Below are 26,457 nucleotides of genomic sequence, written 5' to 3'. Positions count from 1 at the left end.
GATCTTTCGTCGGTGCGGGTCAGAGGCCGCACGGGAGGCGCAGGTCGCGTTCGCGAGCGCTGCGAAAGGGTGTCAGGGGTCGGCGGCACGGCCCGGAGGCCGTGTCGCTCAGTGGATTTCGGTGACTAGGCGGTCTTGGCGCGCACGCGGGCTCCCACACCCACGAGCACATCGATCACCAGGAACGCCAGCAGCGGGAGGCCGATCATCGGCGCGAACCAGCCGACCACCGCGGCGGCGGCCGCCAGCGGCAGCAGCACGACCACCGGAGCCTGCGCGAACGCGCGGCGCGGAGCCTTGCCCATGGCGAGCTTCGATTCCTTGGTCGGGCGACGGCGCCACCACATGAGGTAACCGCGCACGATCACCGTGCCCAGCCCGATCATCACGGCCAGCAGCAACAGCTGATTGACCAGACCGAACAGCAGGCCCATGTGGAACTGGATGCCCCAGTTGGTGAGCTTGGCCATCAGCGGCCAGTCGGCGTAGGGCAGCTTGGCGGTGACATTGCCGGTCGGGCCGTCCACCGCGATGGCGTCGCGGGTGTACTGGCCCGGCCGCCGCAGTTCCTGCGCGACGAAAGCCATGCCGTCCTTGGCCGGAATGCTGATCTCCAGCGGCCCGTTCAGGCCGTTGGCACGGGCGACGCCGTACACGGTGTCGGCCAGCGCCGCCTTGCCCGCCGGGGGCGTCGCCGCGGGCGCGTTGCCGTGCCCGTCGTGCTCGCCGCCCGCGGGCTTGGCGGGACCGGTCGATCCCGGCAGCTTCGCGTTCACCGCGGGGGTCTGCCAGCTCATCGCCTTGCGCAGCTCGGTCACGTTCTCGCCCGCGTACTTCGACCAGGTCATACCGGTAGCCGACAGCAGCAGGATCACCGGCAGGATCCAGACGCCCACCACCGCATGCCAATTCAGCGTGCGCGCACGGGGCCGCGACCGATCCGGGCGCACCAGCCAACCGGCCGAGCGCTTCTCGCGCCGCGCCCGCACCCGCCGGTACCAGAGCACCAGTCCGGCCAGCGCGACCAGCCACATCCAGGAGGCCGCGATCTCGCTGTAGAAGCGGCCGACCTTGCCCAGGTGCAGGTCCTTGTGCAGCTTGTCGATCCAGGTGCGCATCGGCAGCGCGCCGGAGCTGCCGTACACGACATCATCGCCGACCGTCTGCGCGGTGACCGGATCGACGAAAACAGCACGACGCTCGGATTCTCCCAGCGACGGATCGCTGAAGATGACGCGCGTGGTGTCACCGGCGTTCTGGCCGGGAGCGACGGCCACCAGCGCGAGCGAGGGCTCGACCGCCTGCGCGGCCGCGATCTGCTCCTTCAACGGCTTGGCCGGGCCCGTCGAATCGGTATGCAGCAGACCGCTGGAGGTGATGTTCTCCAGGGTCGGCGAGATCGCGTACAGCGCGCCGGTCACGGCCGCGATCAGGATGAACGGCGCCACGAAGACGCCCGCGTAGAAATGCAGCCGCAGCATGAGCGCCTGGAAGGCATTCCCCGCGCCGCGTTTCGGGGACTTCCCGGACGCCGGTTCCGGCGTCGGGGCAGGGGAGGGCGGCGGTGTCGTCTCGACACCGCTGTCAGTGATTGTCACCAGTGGTCTTTCGGGTTCGAGTGAACACCCGGGCTGCGGAGAACCTGGACACGTCGATGCGGCGCCGGTCCGGGCAGCCCATGACCCCCTCGTAGCGCGCACGCGACTGCCACCGCGGCGCACACCGGTCATGGGATACCGGGACGCGGATGTCATCACCGCGACGGTCGCGGGAACACAGCGATGTCACACGGACGCGAAAGTCCGTGTGCCCGGATGAAAGTAAGGAATCAGCCTCGAACGAGCGCGGGTGGACCACGCGTACGGAAGACGTCGGCCGCGAAGACGCGCAGCACGACCAGATCCCGGTGCGCGATGGGCAGCCGCGGCGGCCCCGACAGCACCGGCAGTGAAACAGGCAGCGGCAGCACCCGGGCCAGCACCGTGGTGCCGATCCGATAGGCCGCCTCCGCACCGAGAATGACCACCGCCGCCACACACGCGGCCGTGATGTGCGCGGCCAGCATGGCCGGACTCCACATCGAGGCGGTGCGATGCATGTGGTGCATGCTCCCCGGCGAACCCCACATCATGGCGAAGTGCCCGAGCAGCTGTCCGCCGATCAACGCGACCACCAGGCCCGCGACGGTGGAGCGCAGCGCGTGCACGCTCGCCACCGCCGCGCCGACCGCGGCCGAGGCGGCGACCAGCAGCGTCAACGGCCCCGATTCCAGGGGCGCGGCCCCCGAGATCCAGCCGTGCGCGGCCATCGCGAGCGCCCCGGAAACCGAACCGGCCGCCGCACCGCGCAGCACCGCAGCGTCGCTGCGGATTTGCGCCGTACGGCGGCCGGATTCGAAACTCACGCGCTGATAATAGCCACAGGATTCCCAGCGAATTCCCAGCCCCGGGCGAAAGCGGCCGGGGCACGCGGGGATTCGGCTAGCTCTCTGTGACCTCCATCTCGATGAGCGGCTTGCGCAGCAGCTTGCCGGTGGCATTGCGCGGCAGCTCGTCGAGGAAGATGACCTCGCGCGGCACCTTGTACCGGGCCAGGTTCTCCTTCACGTAGTCCTTGATCTCCTGCACGTCGCGCTTGGACTCCGGGCCGGGGACCACGATGGCGCGCAGTCGCTTGCCGAAGTCGCGGTCGTCGACGCCGACCACGGCGGCCTCGAGGATGTCGTGGCGGTTGGACAGCAGGTTCTCGACCTCCTGAGGGAAGACGTTCTCGCCGCCGGAGACGATCATGTCGTCGTCGCGGCCGTCGATGAACAGCAGCCCGTCGGTGTCGAAGTGGCCGACGTCGCCGGAGGACATGAGGCCGTCGACGTACTCCTTGGTGCGGCCGTCGGTGTACTGCTTGAACGAGTGCCCGTTCTCGATGAAGATCGTGCCGGTCACGTTCGGGGCGCTGATGCGCTTGCGGTTCTCGTCGTACAGCGCGACGCGAATGCCGACCGGCGCCTTGCCCGCGGTGGTCGGGGCCTTGCGCAGCTCGCTCGGGGTGGCCACGGTCATGACCGCGCACTCGGTGGAGCCGTACACGTTGTAGAGGGTCTCGCCGAAGTAGTCGAGGGTGCGGGTGACGACGTCCGGCGGGATGGCCGAGCCGGCGGCGAAGATGACGCGCAGGGTCCGCTTCGGGTCGTACTTGGCCAGGGTCTCCGGCGGCAGGTCGAGGATGCGCTGCAGCATGGTCGGCACCACGGTCAGGCCCTGCGCCCGGTACTTCACCAGGTTGGCGAGGGTGGTCTCCGGGTCGAAGCGGCGCTGCTGGAACACCACCCGGTTGCCCAGCGCGATCGACAGCGTGAACTGCGACAGGCCGGTGGCGTGGAAGATCGGGGCGGCCATCACCACGGTGCTGTTGCGCGGCAACGGGATTCGATCCAGGAACTGGGCCGTGATGAACGGCGACACCTTGTCGCGCGGCGCGCCCTTGGGGGTGCCGGTGGTGCCCGAGGTCAGGATGACCATGCCGCCCGGCTTCTCCGGCGGCGCCAGCGGCGCGGTGGACTGACCGGCCGCGACCGACTCGATGGTCGGGATCGACGGGTCGGCATCGTCCTTCTCGTCGACCCAGGTCAGGATGCGCGGAATCTCGGCCGGGATGGCCGACATGAGGTCGAAGAACTCGCTGTCGTGCAGTACCGCCTTGACGTGCTCGCGGGCGGCGACATCGGTGAACTGCGGCTTGGCGAAGCCGGTGTTCATCAGTACCGCGCGCACGCCCAGCTTGCCGGCGGCGACCAGGCTCAGCACCATGCCGCGGTGGTCGCGGGCCAGCACGCCGATCACGTCACCGGGGCCCAGGCCCCGCGCGGCGAGGCCGCGGGCCAGCGCGGTCGACTGCTTGTCGAGCTGCTCGAAGGTGAGTTCGCCGCGCTCGTCGACGATGGCCGCGGACTTCGGATTGGTGTTGGCGGCGTGCACGACCGCGCCCGCGAAGGGGCCGAACTTCAACACGTTGATCGCCGAGCGCACCGCGTGATCGGGGCGTAGCGGATTGAAGAGTCCCCCTCGGACCATCGCGTTGACGCTCAGTGCGGTATCGCCGGCCTTGCGTAGAACCGTGCCCGCCGATGGAAGTGACATGGGTACAACCTTCCGCGATCCCCCTGGCCGGACGAGTCCGCCGACGGACCACAACATCGAGATCCAGTGCGGTGCTAACCCTAGCAAGCGCAGGCAGCGAGGATGTGGCCGAGGTCTCCGTTACTCGCGGTTACGAATAAACCTCGCAGCTCGTGGTGCGAATCCCAGGATTGCCACCGTGTCGCGGTGATCGGGACCGGGAAGGTGTGTGTAGGCGCCGCCCGTGATTCAGGCCGCGGGCGGCTCGTATTCGACCAGGACGCGGCGCAGCAGTTTGCCGGTCGCGTTGCGGGGGAGATCGTCGAGGAAGAAGACGTCGCGGGGCACCTTGTAGCGGGCCAGATTCGCCTTCACGTGCGCCTTGATCTCCTCGGCGTCGAGTCGCACGCCCGGCTCGGGAACCACGAACGCGCGCAGCCGCTTGCCGAACTCGACGTCGTCCACGCCGACCACGGCCGCGTCGAAGATGTCGGGCCGCTCCAGCAGCAGGTTCTCGACCTCCTGCGGGAAGACGTTCTCGCCGCCGGAGACGATCATGTCGTCGTCGCGGCCATCGATGAACAGCAGTCCGCGGTCGTCGAAGTGCCCGACGTCGCCGCTGGACATGTAGCCGTCGATGACCTCCTTCTTACGGCCGTCGGTGTAGCCCTTGAACGGGGAACCGGAGCGTATGAAGACGCGGCCGGTGACATTCTTGGCCAGCACGCGGCGGCCGTCGTCGTCGAACAACGCCACCTCGCAGGTGAGCGGAGCTTTCCCGGCGGTGCCCGGGGCCACGGTCAGATCCTCCGGCCGCGCCACCGACGCGATCGCGCACTCGGTGGAGCCGTAGAGGTTGTAGAGCACCGGGCCGAACACCTCGGCCGTGCGCGTCGACAGCTCCGGCGACAACGCCGACCCGGCCAGCACGATCCCCTTCAGCGAGGACGTGTCGTACTTCTGGCGAATCTCCTTGTCCAACTCCACCATTCGATGCAGCATGGTCGGCACCGCCACCAGCATGTCCGCCTTGTGCTCGGCGATCAGGCGCAGCGTGCGCTCGGCGTCGAAGCGGCGGGCGGTCACCACCTTGTTGCCGAACGCGCACCCGGTCAACCAGGTCGCGAAGCCGGTGGAATGGAAGATGGGGGAGACGATCACCATGGTGCCCCGCTGCGGGAAGTCGATGCGGTCCACCATCTGCACGGTCGACAGCGGCCCGGTGCGGTCGCGCGGCGCGCCCTTGGGCAGGCCGGTGGTGCCGGAGGTGAGGATGATGAAGCCGCCCGGTTTCTTCGGCGCGGGCAGCGGCGTCTTCGCGTTGGACTCGATCAGCTCGTCCAGAGTCTTTGCATCGGAAGGTATTTGGGCACCCTCGTCGACCCAGGTCAGGATGCGGGGCAGGTCCTCGGGCAGGGCGTCGAGCAGGCCGAGGAATTCGCTGTCGTGCAAGACGACTCGCACGTTCTCGCGCTCACACACCTGCGCGAACTGGGGTTTGGCGAAACCGGTGTTCATCAGCGCCAGCCGTGCCCCGAGTTTGCCCAGGGCGGCCATGGTGAGAATCAGTCCCCGGTGGTCGCGGGCCAGCACGCCCACCACGGTGCCGGGGCGGACGCCATTGCGCTGCAGGCCGCGAGCCAGCGCGTTGGACTGATGATCCAGCTCGCGGTAGGTGAGCTCACCCCGCTCGTCGGCCAGGGCGGGCTGATCCGGGAACATGCGGGCCGCGCGGCGCACCGCCGTGGCGGGCGGACCGAAAACCCGTGCGTCCCTGAGTAATCGCACCGTCTCCACCGGATCCGACGGGTCGCTCAACCCCAATTCTCGCAACCGCCGCAATCCCCTGAGCGCCTCGCCGGTGTGCGCCATGCGCTGCCGAGTCGAATGCAGAACCGAGGCCATGCGGACCACCTCCGTTGACGAGACGCTCGCCGCCCACCCGACGACGGTAGCGCCACCGTAACAGGGGCATGTGACGCCGGTTACACATTTTCGGTCACATCGGGCATCGGTATGATTCGCGAAAGTCCCCGGATTGTTAACCCTGCCGTCGCGCGGACGTCACTCTCATCGCCCAGGCTGCGTGTTTCCCGCTCCCGAATTGATGAGGAACTCAAATGGAACTTCTCGCCGTGCTTGCCAACATCGTCACCGCCATGGGCACCGGGAGTGCCGCGCTGACCGCGCTGTAGGCAGAACGCATGAAACAGCCCGCCGAGGGGACCGGCGGGCTGTTCGCGTTTCCGGGGTGCTCAGGCCTCGTCGAAGGCGGTGTTCAGACCGAGCGCCGCGGTGGCGTCGAGTTCCGCGGCGACGGTGGCCAGCTTGGCGCGGATCGCGCCCACGGCGTCCGGACCCAGGGCCAGGCGCAGCGGGGCGTCCGGCTGACCGACCGTGGCCAGCACCGCGGCCGCGGCCTTGGCCGGATCACCGGTCTGCTGCTGATCGGAGGCGGGCAGACCGTCGCGGATCGCGCCGACGGTCCCGGCGTAGTCGGGGATCGACGAACCGAAGGTGAGGGCGGCGGGCCGGGCGAAACCGGTACGGAACTCACCCGGTTCGACGATCAGGACCTGGATGCCGAGCGTATTCACCTCGGCCGCCAGGGCTTCGCTGGCCAGCTCCAGCGCGCCCTTCGCGGCGCTGTACGCGCCCACGCCCGCGAAGGACATAAAGCCACCCATGCTGGTCAGCTGCACGATTGTGCCGGAGCGACGCTCCCGCAACTGCGGCAGCACCAGCTGGGTCAGGCGCAGCGGGCCGAAGAACATGACCTCCATGGCATCGCGCAGATCGGCCTCGCTGGTCTCCTCGATCGCGCCGATGATGCCGTACCCGGCATTGTTGACCAGTACGTCGATACGACCGGCCTCCTTGATCGCGCGCTCGGCGGCCTCGCCGTCGCGCACGTCCAGCGTCACCACCTGCACCTGATCCGGGTGCGTCGCAATGACTTCCGCCATCGTCTCGGGGCGGCGCACCGCGGCCACCACCTCGTCCCCGGTGGCCAGCACGGCCGCGGTGATGGCCGCGCCGAAACCACTGTTCGCGCCGGTGATCAGCCAGCGGCGGGGGTTCTGTGCACTCATTCCATTCCTTCGTCGCTGTGCCCCCGGCGAATTCACCGGGGGCGGTCGCGTCCAGTGTCGTGGCGCGCGGCATCGCCCGGTATGGCCCAAAGGTGGAAAATGGCTGGAGTGACTGGAGCCCTGCGCGATCCGCACCGCCGCCCCCGGCCGCTGCCCGACGGCGAACCGCTGACCGCCGAGGATCACCGGCGGCTGATCGGCGTTCTGGAGGCCGTCGATCGGGCCGTGGACCTGAGCGAGTTCCGGGAGCGGTTGGTGCTCGCCCTGCAGAGCTGGTTCGGGTTCGTCGGAGTCGCTGTGCTGCACGGGGATACGCTCGACGAGGCGATCCGTGAGGGCTGCGGCGTGCAGGGCGGATACACCGCGGAATTCATGGCCGACTACGCCGAACGCTGGGCGGCGGTGGACCCGCTGCGCAACCCGCTGGTCCCCGACCTGCTGCGCGCTCGCGGCGTCATTCGGCTCAGCGAGGTGCCCGGGTCCGACGCGTTCCGCGCGGAGTTCCTGCACCCCAACGGAATCACCGACAAAGCTGCCATGCTGGTCGACGGCGGACCCGCGGGGGTGCTGTGCGTGGGCATGGCGGTCGCGGAGTCGCCGAGCGTGCCCGAACGCGATGTGGCGCTGCTGCACGCGCTGCGCCGCCACCTCGCGCCGCTGGTCGGCGAACAGCTCGCCCGCGACCGCGAACGGCGGGCCGCCACCGCCACCTGGCAGCTCACCCCGCGCGAATGGGAGGTCGCCGACCTGGCCGCGCGCGGGCTGACCAACCGGCAGATCGCCGAACGGCTGTTCATCGGTGTGGATACCGTGAAGAAACACCTCAGCCGGGTGCTGGCCGAGACGGCGTGCACCAGCCGCACCCAACTGGCCGTCCGCTTCGCCGCCGCCTGACCGGACCGCGTGGTTCGCCTGGTCTCCGGCGTGGCGGTCGATGCCCGCGCCCGGATGTCGCCGCGTGTCGGCGCCCGGCGTCTCGGCGTCTCGGCCCGAACCGGTCGCGAGCCTGCATCGAACCGCGTGAACCCGACCCCGGGGCGGGGGAATCGCCGCAGAATCAGGAGATGAGCGACCTCTTCGATTACTCCGGCCAGACGGTATTCGTGGCCGGTGGCACCAGCGGTATCAATCTCGGCGTGGCTCGAGCGTTCGCGCGGGCGGGGGCCTCGGTCGGGGTGCTGTCGCGTTCACCGGACAAGGTGCGCGCCGCCGTCGACTCGATCGGGGAGAGTGGGGGCACCGTGCTCGGCTTCGCGGCGGACGTCCGCGACTACGAGGGGGTGGAGCAGGGGATCGCCGCCATCTGCGGGGAACTCGGGGAGCTGGACGTGCTGGTGTCCGGGGCCGCCGGGAACTTTCCCGCCGCGGCGGACACCATGTCGGCGGGCGCGTTCGCGGCGGTCGTGGACATCGATCTGAAGGGCACCTTCAATGTGCTGCGTGCCGGCCGCGAGCATCTGCGCGCGCCCGGGGCGTCGGTCATCACCATCTCCGCGCCGCAGTCGACCCTTCCGATGGCGATGCAGGCGCACGCGTGCGCGGCCAAGGCGGGCGTCGACATGCTCACCCGATGCGCGGCGCTCGAATGGGGGCACCACGGCATCCGGGTCAACGCGGTGGTGCCGGGGCCGATCGAGGACACCGAGGGCATGGCGCGGCTGGCGCCCACGCCCCAAATGGCCGACATGGTGACCGGATCGGTGCCCATGGGCCGTTACGGCACCGCCCAGGAGATCGCCGACTGCTGCCTGTGGCTGGCCTCGCCCTATGCCGCCTACGTCAATGGCGCGATCATCCCCGTCGACGGGGGCTGGTCCCTGGGCGGCGCGTCCGAGGTGTTCACCGCCATGCGAAACATGTTGGCGGGCTGAGTATCCCGCTCAGTGCCCGCCCGCCGCGATCTTCTTCGGATCGATGAACGACTGCAACGGCGACAGATGCGTGTACGTGTCGAGCAGCGCCCGTCCCAGCGCGGCGTGCGCTTCCACCACCGGATTCGTGGCCCCGTAGTTGTCGGCGTCGGGAGCCTGATCGGCGAGGAACGAGAACACCACCGACGGGGCCCCGGCCGGGTCGAACATGACGCCCGTTTCGTGCCGTTTGTCGTCGGACGCACCGTGTTTGACGGCGAAACGGGCCCGCTCGTCCGAGGACATATTGCGCCGGACGCCGTCGGTGTAGCCGACCGAGGACCACGACATGATCCGCAGCACCGCCTGCGTCGACTCCTTCGACAGCAGCGTCCCCGAGGCCAGCCGGTACAGCAGGTCATTGTTCTCGCGCGCCGTGGTGACGCCCAGATAGAAGCGGCTCTCCCCGGGCAGTGGCTCCACGCGGGTCTGCTTGAACCCCAGGCGATCCAGCGTCTCGTTGACCTGGTCACCTGATACGAACCGCGACAGCAGCCGCACCGCGGTGTTGTCCGACACCTGCAACATGGTGGTCAGCAGATTCGCGACGGTCAGCTGATCTCCGAACGCGGCCTGGTTCAGATACAGCCCGCTGCCCTCGGCGATGATATCGGCGTCCAGCGTCGTGGTGTCCGACAGCTTCACCCGACCCGCGTCGACCTCGCTCATGAGGGCCGTCATCACCGCCAGCTTCTGCACGCTGGCGCCCTCGATCACGAAGTCGGCGTCCTCCTCCACGACCGGCACCGGCGTCCCCGACCCCAGATCGGTCACCAGGCAATGCCAGCGCCCACCGGCCACTCTGGTGATCGCCCGGTACTGCACGTCGAACGCGGGCCCCGCCACCGGCACCCCGGCCCGGCCGACCGCCGCCGGGAGCAACGCACCCGCCGTAAGAGCCCCCGCCCCCAATAGCATTCGCCTACTGAATCCGCGCACCGCCGAAACTTATCCGCGCAGATCATATTTCGGCAACCGACGCTCCGTGACCACCCCGCCCGCGCCGGCCGAATCAGCTGGTAGCCCACCCGTCGGCCAACCTCGAGAATTGCCTGTGATTCCCAGAATCCCAGCAGTATCCTGATCCTGCCGTCTCCGGGCGAGCGGCCATCGTGCGTGATCGACCAGGGGAGGCGCGCATGTCCGAACGGGCAGGCGTAGCGATCGCGGTAGCCGTCATCGGAGCCGCCGCCACCATCGCCGCGGCATTCATCGCGGCGGGAGCGTTCGGCAACATCCACTTCGGCACCGGTTCCGACAAGCCGGCGGACACCACCATCGTCGTAACCGGCAACGGCAATGAAACGGGATCCGGAAAAGACGTAGGCAAACAGGATTCGAAGGGTCCCTCCGCGGACCAGATGGCCAGCTTCATCCGCAGCTACTACGCCCAACTCCCGTCAGGCACCGAATCCGCTTGGGCTCAGCTCTCCTCGTCCTACCAATCCCAGAGTGGTGGCTACTCCGGATACACCAAATTCTGGTCGACCGTCACCACGGTCCAAGTCGGCTCCATCACCAACACCGACTACCGAACCAGCACCGCCACCCTCACCTACACCTATACGACCGGCAAAACCCAGACCGAGAAACGGTGGCTCCGAGTCGAGTACGTGAACTCGCAACTCCGAATCACCGGCTCCGGAATCTGATCACCCCTCGGCCGGCAGTCGGAACGAGATCGCCGAGGCGCTCGTTGGCGGGACATGCCCTCATCGACGAACACGGTACGGCTGATCACCGACGCCGACGTCCCTACCGCCGTGGACACCCTGGCCCGCGCGTTCGCCGACTACCCCTACACCCGGTACGTGATCGACGCCGACAACCACCTGGAACGAATCCGCCGCTACCAGGAACTATGCCTCACCCGCATAGCGATGCCCTACGGCAAGGTCTGGATCGCCGACGGCGGCCGCGCCGTCGCCGCCTGGTCCACCCCCGACCGGGACCCCGCCCCCGCGTTCGCCGACCTCGCCGCCGAACTGTCCGACCTCATCGGCAACCGATCCGAAGCAGCCGCAGCCTCCGAAGCCGCCATCGAGCCCTACCGCCCCCACGATCCGGCATGGATGCTCCACACCATCGCCGTAGACCCCGAGTACCAGAGCCGAGGCCTCGGCACCGCCGTCCTCCGCCCCGGGCTCGAAGCAGCCGCCCGAGCCGGCTACCCGGCCTTCCTCGAAACCTCCAGCGAAGCCAACGTCCGCTTCTACCAACACCTGGGCTTCGAGGTAACCGCCGACATCATGCTCGCCGACAACGGCCTCCGCACCTGGTGCATGCGCCGAGACCCCCGTTAGGAGCGCCGATGGCGTCCGTCAGAACCATCCAGGTCACCTTCGACTGCGCGGACCCCGCGCGGCTCGCCCATTTCTGGTGCGCGGTACTGGGATACGAGTCGCAGGGTTCAGCCTGTGTCGACCCCGCAGGCGTAGGCCCGCGCCTGTACTTCCAACGTGTGCCCGAGGAAAAGGTCGTCAAGAATCGTCTTCACCTCGACGTGCGAGTCGGTACCGGCCTGGGCGAGGAGCGCGTAGCCGCCCTCGAGGCCGAATGCGCACGGCTGGTCGCCCTCGGCGCTCGACGTCTGCACTTGCTGCGCGCCGACGGCGTCAATGAGTCGTGCCTGGTCATGCAGGACATAGAGGGCAACGAGTTCTGCCTCGACTGAGCTTCGCGAGCGAAAGACCAGCCGTGGCTCCGCTCGCCGGGCTACCCGGCCGATGACCCGCGTGCGCTGGCGAACGAGTCGTGAGCATCCTGGCTGAACAGCACGAAACGCACTTCCCGCACCGCGGTGTCGGCCGCTCGCACCGTCTCGATCGCGATCCGGGCACCGTCATCCATCGGCCACCCGAAAATGCCGGTCGAGATAGCCGGGAACGCCACCGTCCGCGCACCCAGCTCATCGGCCACCCGAAGCGATTCGCGATAGCACGACGCCAGCAGCTCCGATCGGTCGTCCTGCGCCGACCACACCGGCCCCACCGTGTGAATCACCCACCGCGCCGGCAGATTCCCACCGGTCGTCGCAACAGCCGCCCCGGTCGCCAGCCCCTTCCCATACCGCGACGCCCGCAATTCCCGACACGCAGCCAGAATCGCCGGACCCCCCTTCCGATGAATGGCCCCGTCAACACCCCCACCCCCGAGCAGCGAAGAATTCGCCGCATTCACCACGGCATCAACCTCCTGCTCGGTGATATCCCCCCGAACCAGCACGAGTTCGACCATGCCCCCATTGTCCCCACCTCCACCGAGGCGGCAAGGGTCGATCAACGTGGCTGTGATTCGGATACAGGCCCACTGATGTCGTGACGTCAGTCAGTCATGACTTCGCGAGTGCAGACGAGCATTTGGGTTCCGAAGCGCTGGAATTCGTAGTCGACATCCTTTATCGCCGTTGTGATTCCGGCGTTGGTCAAGCTGTCGATCAGGGCGGGGAGTTCTCGGTAGGTGTGGGGAGCGCCCATGGGGGTGAGGGGGAAGATGCGGACCTCGCGGCGGCTTACTCGGATCAGCTCGAGGATCGCGCGCAGGTGGAAGTTCAGGTCGAAACGGTCTGCGTAGCTGAACAGGAAGTGGGAGCTGAGGACCAGATCGAAGCTGGCGTCGGCGAAGGGGAGGCTGGGGAGGGCGGCCGCGATGTAGCGGGCCGGGTGGGCGGCGATGTCGGTGCCGAAGCGGCGCGCGGCCTCGGAGCGGGACTGCCGATGATGGTCGGGGTCGGTGAAGAAGGTCCACGCGTACTGGTCGGCATGGCTGCGCAGGTATTGGTTCGCGCGGTCGATGTCCGAGAGCGCGAGCGCGGTAGTTTCCGCAGGGTCGCGCTCGGCGTAGACGGGATCGCACGCGAGCGCATCGCCTCCACGGGAATTGATTTCCGCCACGAATCCAGCGGCTCCGGCAGGGCAGTCCAGGATCGACGCGCGCAAGTCGGCGTCGGACAACCCGAACATGGCTTGGTACTCGGCGAGCGATCGGGAGGTCACCAGGATCTCGCCGATGACGTTCGGCTCACCGCTCATGTCCGCTCCTCGACCCGGGAGGCTGCAACGCCTGCAGCGTTCGGAATCAACCTAGCCGACATGGCCCATCGCGCTGAAACGAAAAAACCGGTGCGGGCCACTTGCGTGGCGCGCACCGGTTTTCCGTTGTGCTGGAACTTACTTCAGCTTGTCGCTGGACAGCCCGAGGACGCGGCGGGCCACGATGAGCTGCTGGATCTGCTGGGTGCCTTCAAAGATGTCGAGGATCTCGCGGTCAATTTCGTTGACCTCCAGAAACATTCGAAAACCCGGTGTTGACCTGCGGAGTGGTCTCTCCCGACTTCTACCCAGTTCACTGTCGTTTGGGGACCGTGACGGCCTGTGGACGGCCTGGGGCTGTTGTCGATCTTCTGCTCCGGAGGCAGCCCGGGTCCGTCTGCCGGGATCGGATAGTGGTGGCTGAGCTGGCGAAAGACTGCGCTCGGGTCTGCGGCTGTCCGGGGTATCCGTGTCACATGTGACAGTGTGGTGACACCGAGGCGGTGCGACACACTCAGCTCAGGAATCAGAAGATCACGCGGGTCGGCGCTGCTGACCTGCGTTTCGCTGTGCCCGGTGCGTGCCACGAATGACCGTGGGTGACCGGGGTATCTGGCACGAATGAGGGACGATACACACAACCGGTTTTCTCCGGCGCCCTGTCGGGATCCCGCTCGGGGCGACTGAATTTCAACAAGTTGCAACCCACCACAACCAGAGGAACGTGATGCGCTGATGAGTCTCGGCCATAACAGCTCCCGCGCCGTTGTGCAAGAACGCCGGTCTCGTATCCGGGAACTGCATGTGGCGCCGATCAACGCCCTCGCCGACGAGATCGCCGACCGCTACGACCTTCCCCGCGGCGCTGTCCCCTACCTCGACCCCGACCAGGGTGGTATCCACGCCCGCGCTCTGATCCTGCTCGACACCCCCGGCCCGAAAGCGAAGATGGACTCCGGGTCCGGACTGCTGAGTCTCGATAACGACGACCCCACCGCAGCCTGTCTGCGCAAGGAGTATGCCCTCCGTGGAGTGGACTGGAAGGATGTAGTGCACTGGAATGTGTGCCCGTTCCCCACGAGTGACCCCGACGGGCAGTCGACAACCGAGGAACGGCAGATCGGTGCGCAGTGGACGCGGCGGCTCGTCGCGCTGCTGCCGTATGTGCGGACAGTGTTGCCGCTGGGCGGGAACGCCCGCGACGGGTGGAAACGCGCCGGGATCACCGGTCTGTACGACTTCGCGGATCGGAGGGTGCCGCATCCCAGCCGGCGCGGGCTGGGTGGCGGCAGGCAGCCGATCTTCGAGGACGCGATCCTCGACCTCGCTGGAAGGCTCGGATGACGCTGACGTTGACCGTGACGGGGTTCATTCCGTTCTCGGAGTCGCCGGGCGCGGCTGTACCGCCGCCCCTTGATCCTGTATTGGCGGAGTTCGGAACTGGAATGCGATGCAAAACGCTGGCGTGCGGATGGAGCTGGGGACTGTCGCTAGCTTCGGGTTCCCGGATCGCTCGTGCATTCGAGCCTGCGGACTCCGGTGGTCGGAATGTCGATTGCCACCGCAGAGGGACCGCCGAGCTGCCAGTTGTAGGGCCACCGACGATACCGCAGAAGTCGAATGGGAAGCTGCCCAGATCCAGGTTGCGAAGCGCACAGGACGGCGAGAAGCGTGGGTTCGCCTGTTGCACATTTATGAGCGATTTCTCCGCCTTGCGCCGACGCTTCTGTCAGCTACACTAACTTTCGATTTGTGAACTGGCGCAACGTGTGTCGGTGATTTTTTGGGGGGCTTGAGTATGGCTGCACAGGATCAGAGTCCTGCCAGGAGGATCGCTAGTCTCGGGATTGTCGTGGTGTTGGTCGGCGCGCTGTTCTTGGGGCTCAGTTTCGCTGCGGCCCATAATGCGCAGCATCCGCGCTGTGATGGTCATCAGATGTCCTCGGGTGATACGTGTCTGTCGTCGCGTTCGGGCGCGCAGAGCCGTGACCAACGCGCCGCGTCCGCCGCGTCGGACGTCAATTGGATGCGGCCGCTGGGCTTGATCCTGATCGTCGGCGGGCTGGTGGTCGCCGGTGGTGGCATGGCCGCCGCCACGAGCCGCCGCTGAATGGAAATGGCTCGGTCAAGGGCCGCCGGTGACGGTGATCGGTCGACGGCTGCGCTATCGCCCGACGAAGGTGAAGTCTTTCGCTGCAACGGATTTCGAGGCCGCCTGACATGGCCACGTGGAAGATCGCTGGTACCGGCCGAAGCGGGATGGTGACGACAAGCTCGTTCTCAACGGCCGCGGGAAGCCGGTTATAGAGCCGACCGAGCTGTACGGCAAGGGACTTCGGTATCGAGTCCGCTGTATCAACCCCGAGGGTGATGAGCGGTCGAAGTCGTTCCCCGACAGGCAGAAGAAGCGTGCCGATGACTTTCTGATCGAAGTGGAGTCCGACAAGCGCGAGGGCAAGTACGTCGATCCTCGCGCCGCGCGGAAGACCTTTCGGCAACAAGGGGAAAGCTGGGTCAAGGCGCAGTCACCGGACCCGGCCACCCGATCGGCGCTCCGGAGTCGGCTGGGATCGAGGATCTATCCCACTTTCGGCCACCAGTCCATGGGTTGGATCGGGCCGGCGAAGATTCGGGACTGGGTCGACGGGCTCGATGTGCGGAAGTATTCCGAGAACTACAAGGCCATGCTGTTCGATATCGTGTCGGGCATTTTCGACTCGGCCGTGGACGACAAGCTGATTCGCGAGAACCCGTGCAAGGCAAAGTCGGTCCGGCGCCCGGTGAAGAAGAGTCCGAAGGTCGTGATCTGGCAGGACGAACGGGTACGGCAGATCCGTGGGGGATTGCACAAGCGGTACCGGATCGCTGCGCCGATGGGAGCCGGCCTGGGCTGTCAACAGAGCGAGATCCTGGCCCTCTCGCCCGAGCAGGATATCGACCGAGACGGCATGGTGGTCCACGTTCAACGCCAGGTGAAGTTGGTCGACGGCGTGCTGATGTTCGCGTTGCCCAAGGGTGGAAAGACCCGATTCGTGCCGTTGTCGCGGGCGACCTTGAACGACATCGACAGCTACGTCGAGGAGTTTCCGCTCACTGCGGTTACTTTGCCGTGGGGGAGTGCGGACGGTGAACTCGTGACGGTCCGAATCCTCATCACCAATCCGGCGGGCAACCCGTTCAGTGGGGACCTGTCCAGCAAGGTCGTGTGGCTGCCGGCCTTCGGTCGGGCGGGGCTGGTGTACCGCAAGCGGATCGACGGCATGCACGCGCTTCGGCATCTGTACGCCTCGACCTTGCTGGCCCGCGGGGTATCGATCAAAGAGCTCGCGGAGTACCTCGGGCATGCGGACCCGGGCTTCACGCTCCGCACCTACGTTCGTCTGCTCGACGACAGCCATGAACGGGCGCGTCTCGCCGTGGATGCGGCGGCCTCGGCGTGGGAACTGCTCGATGACAGCCTGACGGCGGCCTGAGGCACGGAAATGATCGAGGTGGGCTATCTGGAGACGAAGAACCGGTGCGAGGCAGGAGTACTGCTCGCACCGGTTTTCCGTTGTGCCGGAACTTACTTCAGCTTGTCGCTGCCCAGGCCGAGGACGCGGCGGGCCACGATGAGCTGCTGGATCTGCTGGGTGCCTTCGAAGATGTCGAGAATCTTCGAGTCGCGGCCCCACTTCTCCAGGAGGGTGCGCTGGGAGTAACCCGTGGCGCCGGCCAGCTCGACGGCCTTGAGGGTGACGTCGGTGCCCATGCGGCCGGCCTTGGCCTTGGACATCGAAGCCTCGAGGGAGTTGGGCTTCTTGTTGTCGGCCATCCACGCGGCGCGGAGGGAGAGGAGGTAGGCCGCTTCCCAATCCGCTTCCAGGCGGAGGAATTCCGCGGCGGCGGCGTGCTGGTTGTTGGCGGGGGTGTCGTAGGAGATCTCGACGCCCGCGTCGGTCAGCACCGTGCGGAGTTCCTCGAGGGCGGCGCGGCCGACGCCGACCGCCATGGCGGCCACGAGGGGGCGGGTGTTGTCGAACGTCTGCATGACGCCCGCGAAACCCTTCTCCACGTTGACTTCCGGGGAACCGAGGATGTTGTCCTTCGGGATGCGGCAGTCCTCGAAGCGGATCTCGGCGGTGTCGGACGCCTTGATGCCGAGCTTGTGCTCGAGGCGGGACACGGTGAGGCCCTTGGCGTCGCGGGGAACCACGAAGGACTTGATGGCGGCGCGGCCCAGGGACCGGTCCACCGACGCCCACACCACGATGTGGGTGGCGCGCGAGCCGGCGGTCACGAAGATCTTGGTGCCGTTGAGGACCCACTCGTCACCGTCGAGGGTGGCGGTGGCGGTGACCGCCGCGGAGTCGGAGCCGAAGGACGGCTCGGTGATGGCCATGGCGGCCCACACCTTGCCGAAACGCGACAGCTGCTCGTCGGTGGCGACCGCGGCGATGGCGGCGTTGCCGAGACCCTGGTAGGGGATCGACAGCATCAGGCCGACGTCGCCCCAGGAGGTCTCGAGGGCATTCATCAGCGCGGACATATTGCCGCCGTTGGTGTTTCCGAGCAGCTCGGTGGCGTGCTTGTCGCCCTCGGTGGACTCGCCGGCCTTACGGCCGCCGGTGGCGCCGGAGACGTCGGCGGAACCCGAGTCGGACAGGCCCTCGACCATGGCGGCCATGGTGTCCAGCTCGACCGGGTATTCGTGCTCGGCCAGGTCGTACTTGCGCGACGCGGGACGGAAGATCTCCTGCGCGACCTGGTGGGCCTGGTTGGCGCTGGCCCGCAGCTTCTTGGGGAGTTCGAGATTGATCATGAGTGGTCTCTCCGTTGAGAAGTCGGGTCAGAGGAGGACGACGCCCTCGGCGACGCCCACACCGCGCAGATCGCGGTACCAGCGCTCGACCGGGTGTTCCTTGGTGAAGCCGTGGCCGCCGAGCAGCTGCACGCCGTCGAGGCCGATCTGCATGCCCTTGTCGGTGGCCAGCTTCTTGGCCAGCGCGGCCTCGCGGGCGAAGGACAGACCCTGCTCGGCGCGAGACGCACCCCGCAGCGTCACGAGACGAAGACCGTCCAGCTCGATCGCCATGTTCGCGACCATGAACGCGACCGCCTGCCGGTGCGCGATCGGCTCACCGAACGCCTCCCGCTCCTTCACGTACGGAATCACGTAGTCCAGCACGGCCTGACCGGTGCCGATGGCCAGCGAGGCCCAGCCCAGACGGGCCAGCCGCACCGCGTCGGCGTACTCCTCGGCGCGCACCGCGCCCTCGGAGTCGCCCAGCAGGGCGGTGGCCGGAACCGCGACATTGTTCAGGATCAGGCGACCCAGGCCCGCGGCCCGCATACCCATGCTCGGGTCCGCCTCGATGACCAGGCCCTCGGTGTCGGACTCGACGATGAAGAAGGTCGGGCGGCCGTCCAGCTCGGCGGCGACGATGAACAGCTCGGCGTCACCGGCGGCCGGGACCAGGGTCTTCACACCGTTGAGGCGGAAGCCGCTGGGGGAGCGGGTGGCCTTGGTCTTCAGCGCGAACGGGTCGAACAGCGCCTGCGGCTCGGCGATGACCACCGAGGACTGCGGCACGTTCTCGCCCGCGTAGGCGCCCAGGTAGCTCTTCTGCTGCGCGTCGGTGCCCCACTGCGACAGCGCGACCGCGACACCGCTCGGCGCCAGGATCGGCAGCGCCAGGCCCATGTCGCCGTACGCCAGCGCCTCGGCGACCAGCGAGTTGGTGACCGCGCCGCGCTCGGAGGCCGCGCCCTCGAGCTCCTCGGGCACGTTGATCAGCGTGACGCCCAGCTCGGCGGCCCGCTCCAGCAGGTCGCGCGGCGCCTTGGCCGAGTTGTCAGCCTCGTACGCGGCCGGGCGCAGGATCTCGCCGGCGAAGTCGCGCACCGTCTCGACGATCATCTGCTGCTCGTCGGTCGGGGTCAGGTCGAAGTAGTCCTTCTTACGAGACTCGTTGGCGGGCAGACGCTTCGGAGCGCCACCGCCGGCGACCTTCTCGAACGCGCGGGTCGCGGCACCGAGGGTGCGGAATCCGGTCTTGGTGCCCTCATAGGTGAGACGCTCGATCGGCTTGCGCAGGTTGTACTTCTCGGCCAGGTCGGACCCCGTGATGGTCGTCATGACCCGCATCGCCGCGCCCATCCAGTCGCGTTTGACCGGGTTGAGGCCAACGGCGGAGGTATCCCGCTTCGTTGCGGTGTCTCGAGTGCTCATAATCACCAAGTTTCTATCGAGGAGGTGGGTGATCCCGCCCAGCAATCTTACTCCTGAGTAAGACTATCTTACTTCAGAGTAAGAACTGTCGTCGAGTGTTGTCGAATCGCGAGGTCAGAGCGGTGGCTCGAACGTGCCGATGACGTAACCCGAATCTAGTGAAACAAACACACTTCAAACGACGGCGAGCTGGGCTAAGGTGTCGGCGCATAACCCGATCCTGATGGAGGCTCGTACATAATGAAGATCGCGCTCGGAACGGTCGGCTTCGTCGCCGCCGGTCTCTTCCTCACCGCCCCCGCCGCGAATGCCGAAGTGCCGCTGCAGAACATCGACATCGGCATCACCGGCTCTGGCATCGGCACCGGCTCGGGCACCAGCGGGTGCAGCACCGGCGTCGGCACCGAGATCGGCCTCGGCTCGGTCGGCGTCGGCTCGTCCATCCCCGGCGGCCCGTTCCTCGACCTCGGTTCGGTCTGCGTTCCGCTGGGCTGATACCCCCAGGCGTCGCCACGCCGGCATGAGCAGGCGCAGTGACGCGCCCGGTAGCGGGACCGCAGCCCGCGCCGGGTACCCCTCGAAGAACTTCGAATCAGGCCTGCAGTGCCGCCAGAACCTGGTCCTGCAGATGCGAATTGGTCGCCACCGCGCTACCGCCGTGCGGCCCCGGATTGCCGTCGAGCGACGTGAAGGTGCCGCCCGCCTCGCGAATCAGAATGTCGAGCGCGGCCATGTCCCACAGCGACAGCTCCGGCTCGGTGACGATGTCCACCGCACCCTCGGCCAGCAGCGCGTAGCCGTAGAAGTCGCCGTATCCGCGCACCCGCCACACCTCGTCGGTGAGCGCGATGAGCTTGGCGCGGCGGCCGATGGCCCGCCAGCCGGACAGGCTCGAGATCGCCAGACTGGACGCCCCCAGCTCCGCGATCGCGGACACCGAAATCGCCTTGGGCTCACCCTTTTCGAAGGTGCTCCACGCGCCGTGGCCCGACGCCGCCCACCAGCGCCGCGACAGGCCGGGCGCGCTCACCACGCCCACCACCGGCACGCCGTCCTCGAGCAGTGAGATGAGCGAGGCCCACACCGGCACGCCGCGCACGAAGTTCTTGGTCCCGTCGATCGGATCGATCACCCACTGCCGCCCGGTGAACTCGGCGTCCCCGCCGAATTCCTCGCCGAGCACCAGATCGTCGGGACGCTCGGCCGCGAGGACCTCCCGCACCATCCGCTCGACCGCCAGATCCGCGTCCGACACCGGCGTCAGATCCGGTTTCGAATCGATCTTCAAGTCGAGCGCCCCGAACCGCTCACGGGTGATCACATCGGCCGCGTCGGCCAGCCTCAGCGCAAGTTCCAGGTCAGCGGAGTATCCGGTCACCCCGAGCACGTTAGTCCTCCCCCGTTAACACCGGGTGTCCCACATCCCCAACGACCGGTGGCACACCGGTGCCGGGAGCGGCCGCGAATTCGCCGGTCGGTGTGCCACCCGGTCGGTCAGGCGCTGACAGCGTCCTGCCGGGCGGTGCTGAGCGCGGTTGCCCACCAGTGCAGCTGGGTCAGCAGCCGGTCGGCGGCCTCCTCGTACTCGGCGGGTTCGATCAATGTGCCCGACTGGTCGAACAGCAGGTAGTAGCGGGAGAACGAGAGGTAGTTCCGCACCGTGTGGGCGTTCAACTCGTTGAACACCGCGCGCAGCCCCTCGATCGCCAGCAGCCCGCCGGACCCGCCGCTGTAGCCGACGAATCCGACCGTCTTGCGATCCCATTCGGTGACATGCCAGTCGATAGCCGTCTTGAGCGACGACGGGAAGCTGCGGTTGATGTCGGGCGTGACGACCACGAACGCGTCCGCCGCTGCCAGCCGCGCCGCCAGCTCGTCGCCATTGCCGGGGCGGGCCGGATTCGGCTCCATCGCCATCGGGATCGCGGGCAGTTCGTGCGGCAGGTTGTAGTCGGCCAGATCGATCACATCCACCTCGAACGCGCCGTGGACGCGGGTCCGCGCGGCGAACCAGTCGGCCACCACCGGTCCGAAGCGTCCCTCCCGGACGCTGCCGATGATCACCGCGAGGCGCAGGGACGTGCTGGTCATGAGGGTCTCCTTGGGGGATCCGGTGCGGCCGGTCGGCCGCTCGGGATCAACTCTGCGAGTTCGCAAGACCGGTAGGGAGACCACGCTGAGGGTGGTAGTGGCAGGGACACCCTCAGCGGCCGCCTTGGTTGTTACCGTCGAAAACGTGAGTGAGAACGAGCTGGGACTGTTCCTGCGCCTGCGCCGCGAGGCCGTCACACCCGCTGAGGTGGGCCTGCCGACCGGTCCGCGGCGGCGCACGCCCGGACTGCGCCGGGCCGAATTGGCCACGCTCGCGGGTGTTTCCGTGGAATACCTGACCCGGCTCGAGCAGGGCCGCGACCGGCATCCGTCCTCGCCGGTGCTGATCGCGCTGTCCGACGCGCTCCGACTGACCCCCGCGCAGCGCGTGCACCTGCTCGGTTTCGCGAAGGCGGGGGATCCGAACTTCAACTGCCGCGGCGCATCCGGGCCCAACCGCCGCATCCGCCCGGCCGTGCAGGCCATGCTGGATCAGCTCGAGCCCGCGCCCGCGGCGGTGATGAACCGCCTCACCGAGATCCTCGCCGTGACCGACGGCTACCGCGCCCTGTTCGGGCCGATCGGCATGCTCGACGACGGACTGCCCGGCAACTATGCCCGCTACGTGCTGTCCGATCCGCGCGCCCGGGAGTTCTACCCCGACTGGGAACACAAGGCGGACAAGGTGGTCGCCACCCTCAAACAGGGACCCGGCCGCGCCGACCCGCACGTGAACGCCCTGTTCGACGAACTCGCCGAAACCCTCGGCCCCGAATTCACCGACCGGCTCGACACCATCCCCGGCCTGCCCGACACCAATGGCGTCGGCCGCCTCGAACACCCCGAGGCCGGGTCACTGCGCCTGGCCTACGAAACCCTGCACTTCTCCGCGGACGACGACCAGACCCTCATCGTCTACCTCCCCGCCGACGACGCCACCGCGACCGCCGTGGACCGCCTCGTCGGCCGTCGCCCCGGCGGCCTGCGCGCCGTCGCGGGGTGAGCAGCGCGGCCACGAGCCGCCGAAGTTTCGGAGTAATGGACCGCCCCGGTAGATTGGAACACCGTGCATCCTGACGTCTCCGCTGATCTGGCCGAACTCGACACGACTCTGAAGACCATCGAGTCGGTGCTCGATATCGACGAGCTGGCTCGCCGCATCGACGAGCTGGAACACCAGGCGGCCGACCCGGAGCTGTGGAACAACCAGGAGCACGCGCAGAGCGTGACCAGCGAGTTGTCGCACGCGCAGGCCGAGATGCGGCGGGTCAAGGATCTGCGGCAGCGGCTCGAGGACCTGCCGGTGCTCTACGAGCTGGCCGAGGCCGAGGAGGGCGCGGACCAGGTCGCGGCGCTCGCCGACGCCGATGCCGAGCGGTCCTCCCTGCACGCCGATATCGAGGCGATGGAAGTCCGGACCCTGCTCTCGGGCGAGTACGACAAGCGTGAGGCGCTGGTCAATATCCGTTCCGGCGCGGGTGGCGTGGACGCCGCGGACTGGGCGCAGATGCTGATGCGCATGTACGTGCGCTGGGCCGAGGGGCACAAGTACCCGGTCGAGATCTACGACACCTCTTACGCGGAAGAAGCGGGCATCAAGTCGGCGACCTTCGCGGTGAAGGTGCCCTACGCGTACGGCACGCTGTCGGTCGAAATGGGTACGCACCGACTGGTCCGTATCAGCCCGTTCGACAACCAGGGCCGCCGCCAGACCTCCTTCGCCGAGGTCGAGGTGCTGCCCGTCGTCGAGACCACCGACCACATCGAGATCCCCGAGGGCGAGATCCGCGTCGACGTGTACCGCTCCTCGGGCCCGGGCGGCCAGTCGGTCAACACCACCGACTCCGCGGTCCGCCTGACCCACATCCCGACCGGCATCGTGGTCACCTGCCAGAACGAGAAGTCGCAGCTGCAGAACAAGATCTCGGCCATGCGCGTGCTGCAGGCCAAGCTGCTCGAGCGCAAGCGGCAGGAAGAGCGCGCCCAGATGGACGCGCTCAAGACCAACGAGGGCGCGTCCTGGGGCAACCAGATGCGCTCCTACGTGCTGCACCCGTACCAGATGGTCAAGGATCTGCGCACCAACTACGAGGTCAACAACCCCTCCGCCGTGCTCGACGGCGACATCGATGCTTTCATCGAAGCCGGAATTCGTTGGCGCATGCGAGAGCAGTCGGCGAATTAGGCCGATCCTGCTGCTTCCTTCGGTGTTCGCGGCCCGCCCCGGTCTGGACTGACGGAGCGGGGGAGCGAAGCGGAGGAGCGGAGGAGGGAAGACCGGGGTTACGAGGGCCGCGAACCGCCGGAGCGGAGCGGAGGCAAATTGGACACAGAATTCGGGAATTGGCTGCGGTCCAGCGGTTTGGAGATCGTGCTGCTCATCGTGGGCACCATGCTCTTCAGCCGCGGCGCGAACTACGTGCGGGACCGGATCACCCGGCGCATCGACGCCGGATTCCGCAGCAGTGACTCGCTGGTGCGATCGGAGGCGTCCAAGCATCGGCACGCGCTGGCCCAGGTGATCACCTGGGTGGTGCTGTCCATCGTCTACTTCCTGGTCTCGCTGGAAGTGTTGCGGCGCTTGGGCTTCGAGCTGGGCGGACTGGTCGCCCCGGCCGCCGTGCTGGGTGCCGCGCTGGGTTTCGGCGCGCAGCGCATCGTGCAGGATCTGCTCGCGGGATTCTTCCTCATCACCGAAAGGCAGTACGGCTTCGGCGATGTCGTGCGGATCGCGGTCAGCGGGAACTCCGCGGAGGCCGAGGGTACGGTGGAGGACGTCACGCTGCGCATCACCACCTTGCGCAGCGCGGACGGCGAAGTGGTCATCGTTCCCAACGGTCAGATCGTGAAAGTGACCAACCTGTCCAAGGATTGGGCGCGCGCCGCCATCGATGTGCCGGTGCCCGCCACATCCGACATCAACAAGGTCAACGAAGTCCTGCGCGATGTCGGGGCCAAGGCGTTCTCCGATCGCAAGCTCAAGGCCCTGCTGCTGGACCAGCCCAGCGTGATGGGTGTCGAAGATCTCACCGTCAATCAGATGAACATCAAGATGGTGGCCCGGACGCTCCCGGGCAAACAGTTCGAAGTCGGGCGTGAGCTCCGTGTGCGGGTGGCCGCGGCACTGCGCCGGGAGGGTATGGGTGTCGGTGCCGATCAAGCGAATCCGTAAGTCCACCGCGATCCTGATGGCCGTGTGGGTCGCCACCTTCGCGCTCTACGTACTCGTCAAGCCCGCCGGACACGAGCCCAAGAACGCCCCGCCGATGGTGAACACCGTGCTCAGCAACTATCTGCCAAACACATCGGAGCACACCCAGCGCTGACCCCGCGTCCGCGCGGTGTAGTCGGCCGCGCGGTCGTGCTGGCTACACTGGCTCCCCGTGATAACCCTGCGCAACGTCACCAAGTCGTATCAGACCTCGACGCGGCCGGCGCTGGACAATGTCTCCGTCGATATCGAAAAGGGCGAGTTCGTCTTCGTTATCGGGCCCTCGGGCTCCGGAAAGTCCACGTTCATGCGGCTGCTGTTGAAGGATGAGAAACCGACCACCGGTGAGGTGTGGGTCGCCGACTTCCGGGTCGACCGGCTGCCGGGGCGCAAGGTTCCCAAGCTGCGCCAGCGCATCGGGTGCGTCTTCCAGGACTTCCGGCTGCTGCAGCAGAAGACGGTGGAACAGAATGTCGCCTTCGCGCTGGAGGTGATCGGCAAATCGCGAGCATTCATCAATCGGTCGGTGCCCGAGGCGCTCGACATGGTGGGACTCGCGGGCAAGGCCGACCGCCTGCCCGGTGAACTCTCCGGTGGTGAGCAGCAGCGCGTCGCGCTCGCCCGCGCCTTCGTGAACCGGCCGCTGGTGCTGCTGGCGGACGAACCGACCGGCAACCTCGACCCGGAGACCAGTCAGGACATCATGATGCTGCTCGAACGCATCAACCGCACCGGAACCACGGTGGTCATGGCCACCCACGACAACACCATCGTCGACGCCATGCGCCGGCGCGTGGTCGAACTCGATCGCGGACGCATCGTGCGCGACGACGAGATGGGCGTCTACGGGGTGGGCCGATAATGCGCGCGGGATTCCTGTTCAGCGAGGTCTTCACCGGCCTGCGCCGCAACGTCACCATGACCATCGCCATGATCCTCACCACCGCGGTGTCGCTGACCATGCTCGGCGGCGGCCTGCTCGCGGTCCGGATGGCGGACAAGATCCAGGACTACTACGTCCAGCGCGTGGAGATCCGGCTGTACCTCGACGACCAGGTGTCGAAGACGGACCCGGATTGCACCGGGCAGCCGTGCGCCTCGCTCATGGCGGATCTGAAGAAGCACGACTATGTGGCGAACGTGCAGTTCATCAATAGCGCGGACGCGGTGAAGGAGGTCAAGGAGACCACCTTCAAGGATCAGCCGGGACTCGCCGACGAGGTGAGCAAGGACGGACTGCCCGCCTCGTTCCGGGTGAAGCTCGACGACGTCACCAAGTACCGGTCCATCTACGACGACTTCTCCAAGCGGCCCGGCGTCATGACCGTGCTCAATGACATGGACATCGTGGACCGGCTGGTCAGCTTCTTCGTCGGATTGCGCAATGCCGCCTTCGGGTTGGCGGCGCTGCAGGCCCTGGCCGCTTTGATGCTGATCGCCAATATGGTGCAGGTCGCGGCGCTGGCCCGGCGGACCGAGGTGGGCATCATGCGACTGGTCGGCGCCACGCGCTGGTACACGCAGCTGCCGTTCCTGCTGGAAGCCGTGCTGGCGGCGCTGGTGGGATCGGTGCTGGCCGTGGGCGGTCTGTTCGTGGCGCAGCCGCTGGTGATCAACCGGGCGCTGGGGTCGCTGTTCAACGATCAGGTGCTGCCGCGGATCACCGGCGACGACATCGCGGCCGTGGCCATGGTCGTCACACCGATCGGTATCGGATTCGCCGCTCTCACCGCGTATGTCGCCTTGCGGTACTACGTGCGCGAGTGACGGGGTGCGAAGTTCTCGAGCGGGCACTG

Annotated in this window: 28 protein-coding genes and 1 pseudogene; 15 read left to right on the top strand and 14 right to left on the bottom strand. The window is 67.4% G+C overall.

What is annotated here, in order from left to right; genetic code table 11:
- Window positions 1-125 precede the first annotated feature (125 nt).
- From ACQP06_RS27870 to ACQP06_RS27850, 5 genes are all read right to left on the bottom strand, one after another.
- A complete protein-coding gene (locus ACQP06_RS27870) occupies window positions 126-1,598 on the bottom strand; it encodes a PepSY-associated TM helix domain-containing protein (RefSeq protein ID WP_433667487.1) in 1,473 nt (490 codons plus the stop codon).
- A gap of 230 nt (window positions 1,599-1,828) precedes the next feature.
- Window positions 1,829-2,404, bottom strand: coding sequence for a hypothetical protein (locus tag ACQP06_RS27865; protein WP_433667486.1), 576 nt, complete (start codon window positions 2,402-2,404; stop codon window positions 1,829-1,831).
- Window positions 2,405-2,480: 76 nt separating this feature from the next.
- Window positions 2,481-4,136: an acyl-CoA synthetase gene (locus tag ACQP06_RS27860; protein WP_433667484.1), complete on the bottom strand. Its 1,656-nt coding sequence runs from the start codon at window positions 4,134-4,136 to the stop codon at window positions 2,481-2,483.
- Window positions 4,137-4,364: 228 nt separating this feature from the next.
- Window positions 4,365-6,020: an acyl-CoA synthetase gene (locus ACQP06_RS27855; protein ID WP_433667483.1), complete on the bottom strand. Its 1,656-nt coding sequence runs from the start codon at window positions 6,018-6,020 to the stop codon at window positions 4,365-4,367.
- Between the two features lie 350 nt (window positions 6,021-6,370).
- A complete protein-coding gene (locus ACQP06_RS27850) occupies window positions 6,371-7,207 on the bottom strand; it encodes an SDR family NAD(P)-dependent oxidoreductase (RefSeq protein ID WP_433667481.1) in 837 nt (278 codons plus the stop codon).
- Window positions 7,208-7,306: 99 nt separating this feature from the next.
- Here ACQP06_RS27850 and ACQP06_RS27845 point away from each other — a divergent pair, with 99 nt between their 5' ends.
- Both ACQP06_RS27845 and ACQP06_RS27840 read left to right on the top strand, forming a co-directional pair.
- Window positions 7,307-8,101, top strand: a complete 795-nt coding sequence (locus ACQP06_RS27845) for a helix-turn-helix transcriptional regulator (RefSeq protein ID WP_433667480.1) — start codon at window positions 7,307-7,309, stop codon at window positions 8,099-8,101.
- Between the two features lie 170 nt (window positions 8,102-8,271).
- Complete coding sequence (locus ACQP06_RS27840) at window positions 8,272-9,078, top strand: SDR family oxidoreductase (protein ID WP_433667478.1); 807 nt, start codon at window positions 8,272-8,274, stop codon at window positions 9,076-9,078.
- 9 nt (window positions 9,079-9,087) lie between these two features.
- On the opposite strand, the gene ACQP06_RS27835 is transcribed toward ACQP06_RS27840, so the two are convergent.
- On the bottom strand, window positions 9,088-10,035 hold the full coding sequence (locus tag ACQP06_RS27835) for a serine hydrolase (RefSeq protein WP_433667476.1): 948 nt from the start codon (window positions 10,033-10,035) through the stop codon (window positions 9,088-9,090).
- A gap of 221 nt (window positions 10,036-10,256) precedes the next feature.
- Here ACQP06_RS27835 and ACQP06_RS27830 point away from each other — a divergent pair, with 221 nt between their 5' ends.
- The 3 genes from ACQP06_RS27830 to ACQP06_RS27820 are packed head-to-tail and all read left to right on the top strand — an operon-like array spanning window position 10,257 to window position 11,791.
- Window positions 10,257-10,769 (top strand): hypothetical protein, encoded by a 513-nt coding sequence (locus ACQP06_RS27830; protein ID WP_433667475.1) that lies wholly within the window; start codon window positions 10,257-10,259, stop codon window positions 10,767-10,769.
- Window positions 10,770-10,823: 54 nt separating this feature from the next.
- A complete protein-coding gene (locus ACQP06_RS27825) occupies window positions 10,824-11,420 on the top strand; it encodes a GNAT family N-acetyltransferase (protein ID WP_433667474.1) in 597 nt (198 codons plus the stop codon).
- An 8-nt stretch (window positions 11,421-11,428) separates the two neighbouring features.
- Window positions 11,429-11,791 carry a VOC family protein gene (locus ACQP06_RS27820; RefSeq protein WP_433667472.1) on the top strand — a complete coding sequence of 121 codons (363 nt, stop codon included), beginning with the start codon at window positions 11,429-11,431 and terminating at the stop codon, window positions 11,789-11,791.
- Between the two features lie 41 nt (window positions 11,792-11,832).
- On the opposite strand, the gene ACQP06_RS27815 is transcribed toward ACQP06_RS27820, so the two are convergent.
- The 3 genes and pseudogenes from ACQP06_RS27815 to ACQP06_RS27805 all read right to left on the bottom strand — a co-directional run.
- Complete coding sequence (locus ACQP06_RS27815) at window positions 11,833-12,354, bottom strand: O-acetyl-ADP-ribose deacetylase (RefSeq protein WP_433667470.1); 522 nt, start codon at window positions 12,352-12,354, stop codon at window positions 11,833-11,835.
- A gap of 86 nt (window positions 12,355-12,440) precedes the next feature.
- On the bottom strand, window positions 12,441-13,148 hold the full coding sequence (locus ACQP06_RS27810) for a methyltransferase domain-containing protein (RefSeq protein ID WP_433667468.1): 708 nt from the start codon (window positions 13,146-13,148) through the stop codon (window positions 12,441-12,443).
- A 138-nt stretch (window positions 13,149-13,286) separates the two neighbouring features.
- Window positions 13,287-13,385, bottom strand: a pseudogene (locus tag ACQP06_RS27805) (hypothetical protein); the annotation flags it as partial.
- 567 nt (window positions 13,386-13,952) lie between these two features.
- On the opposite strand from ACQP06_RS27805, the gene ACQP06_RS27800 reads away from it, so the two are divergent.
- On the top strand, window positions 13,953-14,492 hold the full coding sequence (locus ACQP06_RS27800) for a uracil-DNA glycosylase (protein WP_433667466.1): 540 nt from the start codon (window positions 13,953-13,955) through the stop codon (window positions 14,490-14,492).
- Between the two features lie 394 nt (window positions 14,493-14,886).
- Here ACQP06_RS27800 and ACQP06_RS27795 read toward each other — a convergent pair whose 3' ends face one another.
- On the bottom strand, window positions 14,887-15,081 hold the full coding sequence (locus ACQP06_RS27795) for a hypothetical protein (RefSeq protein ID WP_433667464.1): 195 nt from the start codon (window positions 15,079-15,081) through the stop codon (window positions 14,887-14,889).
- A 3-nt stretch (window positions 15,082-15,084) separates the two neighbouring features.
- On the opposite strand from ACQP06_RS27795, the gene ACQP06_RS27790 reads away from it, so the two are divergent.
- Both ACQP06_RS27790 and ACQP06_RS27785 read left to right on the top strand, forming a co-directional pair.
- The gene (locus ACQP06_RS27790) at window positions 15,085-15,258 is read left to right on the top strand and encodes a hypothetical protein (protein WP_433667462.1); all 174 of its coding nucleotides are present in this window, start codon (window positions 15,085-15,087) and stop codon (window positions 15,256-15,258) included.
- A 118-nt stretch (window positions 15,259-15,376) separates the two neighbouring features.
- On the top strand, window positions 15,377-16,621 hold the full coding sequence (locus ACQP06_RS27785; protein WP_433667460.1) for a tyrosine-type recombinase/integrase: 1,245 nt from the start codon (window positions 15,377-15,379) through the stop codon (window positions 16,619-16,621).
- A 92-nt stretch (window positions 16,622-16,713) separates the two neighbouring features.
- Here ACQP06_RS27785 and ACQP06_RS27780 read toward each other — a convergent pair whose 3' ends face one another.
- Window positions 16,714-17,949: an acyl-CoA dehydrogenase family protein gene (locus ACQP06_RS27780; protein WP_357286757.1), complete on the bottom strand. Its 1,236-nt coding sequence runs from the start codon at window positions 17,947-17,949 to the stop codon at window positions 16,714-16,716.
- A 27-nt stretch (window positions 17,950-17,976) separates the two neighbouring features.
- The gene (locus ACQP06_RS27775) at window positions 17,977-19,365 is read right to left on the bottom strand and encodes an acyl-CoA dehydrogenase family protein (protein ID WP_379094446.1); all 1,389 of its coding nucleotides are present in this window, start codon (window positions 19,363-19,365) and stop codon (window positions 17,977-17,979) included.
- Window positions 19,366-19,599: 234 nt separating this feature from the next.
- Here ACQP06_RS27775 and ACQP06_RS27770 point away from each other — a divergent pair, with 234 nt between their 5' ends.
- Entirely contained in the window at window positions 19,600-19,854 is a 255-nt protein-coding gene (locus tag ACQP06_RS27770) for a hypothetical protein (protein WP_433667459.1), read from the top strand.
- A gap of 97 nt (window positions 19,855-19,951) precedes the next feature.
- On the opposite strand, the gene hisN is transcribed toward ACQP06_RS27770, so the two are convergent.
- Window positions 19,952-20,737 carry a histidinol-phosphatase gene (gene hisN / locus ACQP06_RS27765; RefSeq protein ID WP_357086635.1) on the bottom strand — a complete coding sequence of 262 codons (786 nt, stop codon included), beginning with the start codon at window positions 20,735-20,737 and terminating at the stop codon, window positions 19,952-19,954.
- A 116-nt stretch (window positions 20,738-20,853) separates the two neighbouring features.
- On the bottom strand, window positions 20,854-21,450 hold the full coding sequence (locus tag ACQP06_RS27760; protein ID WP_433667457.1) for an NADPH-dependent FMN reductase: 597 nt from the start codon (window positions 21,448-21,450) through the stop codon (window positions 20,854-20,856).
- A gap of 145 nt (window positions 21,451-21,595) precedes the next feature.
- On the opposite strand from ACQP06_RS27760, the gene ACQP06_RS27755 reads away from it, so the two are divergent.
- The 6 genes from ACQP06_RS27755 to ftsX all read left to right on the top strand — a co-directional run bounded on the left by ACQP06_RS27755 (window position 21,596) and on the right by ftsX (window position 26,428).
- The gene (locus tag ACQP06_RS27755; protein WP_433667455.1) at window positions 21,596-22,453 is read left to right on the top strand and encodes a helix-turn-helix transcriptional regulator; all 858 of its coding nucleotides are present in this window, start codon (window positions 21,596-21,598) and stop codon (window positions 22,451-22,453) included.
- A 63-nt stretch (window positions 22,454-22,516) separates the two neighbouring features.
- Entirely contained in the window at window positions 22,517-23,635 is a 1,119-nt protein-coding gene (gene prfB, locus ACQP06_RS27750) for a peptide chain release factor 2 (protein ID WP_433667453.1), read from the top strand.
- 138 nt (window positions 23,636-23,773) lie between these two features.
- The gene (locus tag ACQP06_RS27745; RefSeq protein WP_433667451.1) at window positions 23,774-24,622 is read left to right on the top strand and encodes a mechanosensitive ion channel family protein; all 849 of its coding nucleotides are present in this window, start codon (window positions 23,774-23,776) and stop codon (window positions 24,620-24,622) included.
- The gene (locus tag ACQP06_RS27740) at window positions 24,600-24,776 is read left to right on the top strand and encodes a hypothetical protein (protein WP_433667449.1); all 177 of its coding nucleotides are present in this window, start codon (window positions 24,600-24,602) and stop codon (window positions 24,774-24,776) included. The genes ACQP06_RS27745 and ACQP06_RS27740 overlap by 23 nt, the downstream gene beginning before the upstream one ends.
- Before the next feature lie 57 nt (window positions 24,777-24,833).
- The gene (gene ftsE / locus ACQP06_RS27735; RefSeq protein WP_433667447.1) at window positions 24,834-25,523 is read left to right on the top strand and encodes a cell division ATP-binding protein FtsE; all 690 of its coding nucleotides are present in this window, start codon (window positions 24,834-24,836) and stop codon (window positions 25,521-25,523) included.
- Window positions 25,523-26,428 carry a permease-like cell division protein FtsX gene (gene ftsX, locus ACQP06_RS27730; RefSeq protein ID WP_433667446.1) on the top strand — a complete coding sequence of 302 codons (906 nt, stop codon included), beginning with the start codon at window positions 25,523-25,525 and terminating at the stop codon, window positions 26,426-26,428. The genes ftsE and ftsX overlap by 1 nt, the downstream gene beginning before the upstream one ends.
- Window positions 26,429-26,457 lie beyond the last annotated feature (29 nt).

The sequence above is a fragment of the Nocardia sp. CA-136227 genome (genome assembly GCF_050955695.1).
Classification (GTDB): Bacteria; Actinomycetota; Actinomycetes; order Mycobacteriales; family Mycobacteriaceae; genus Nocardia.
The sequence above is the reverse complement of the archived record's forward strand: the minus strand, read 5'-3'. Positions and strand labels throughout refer to the sequence as shown.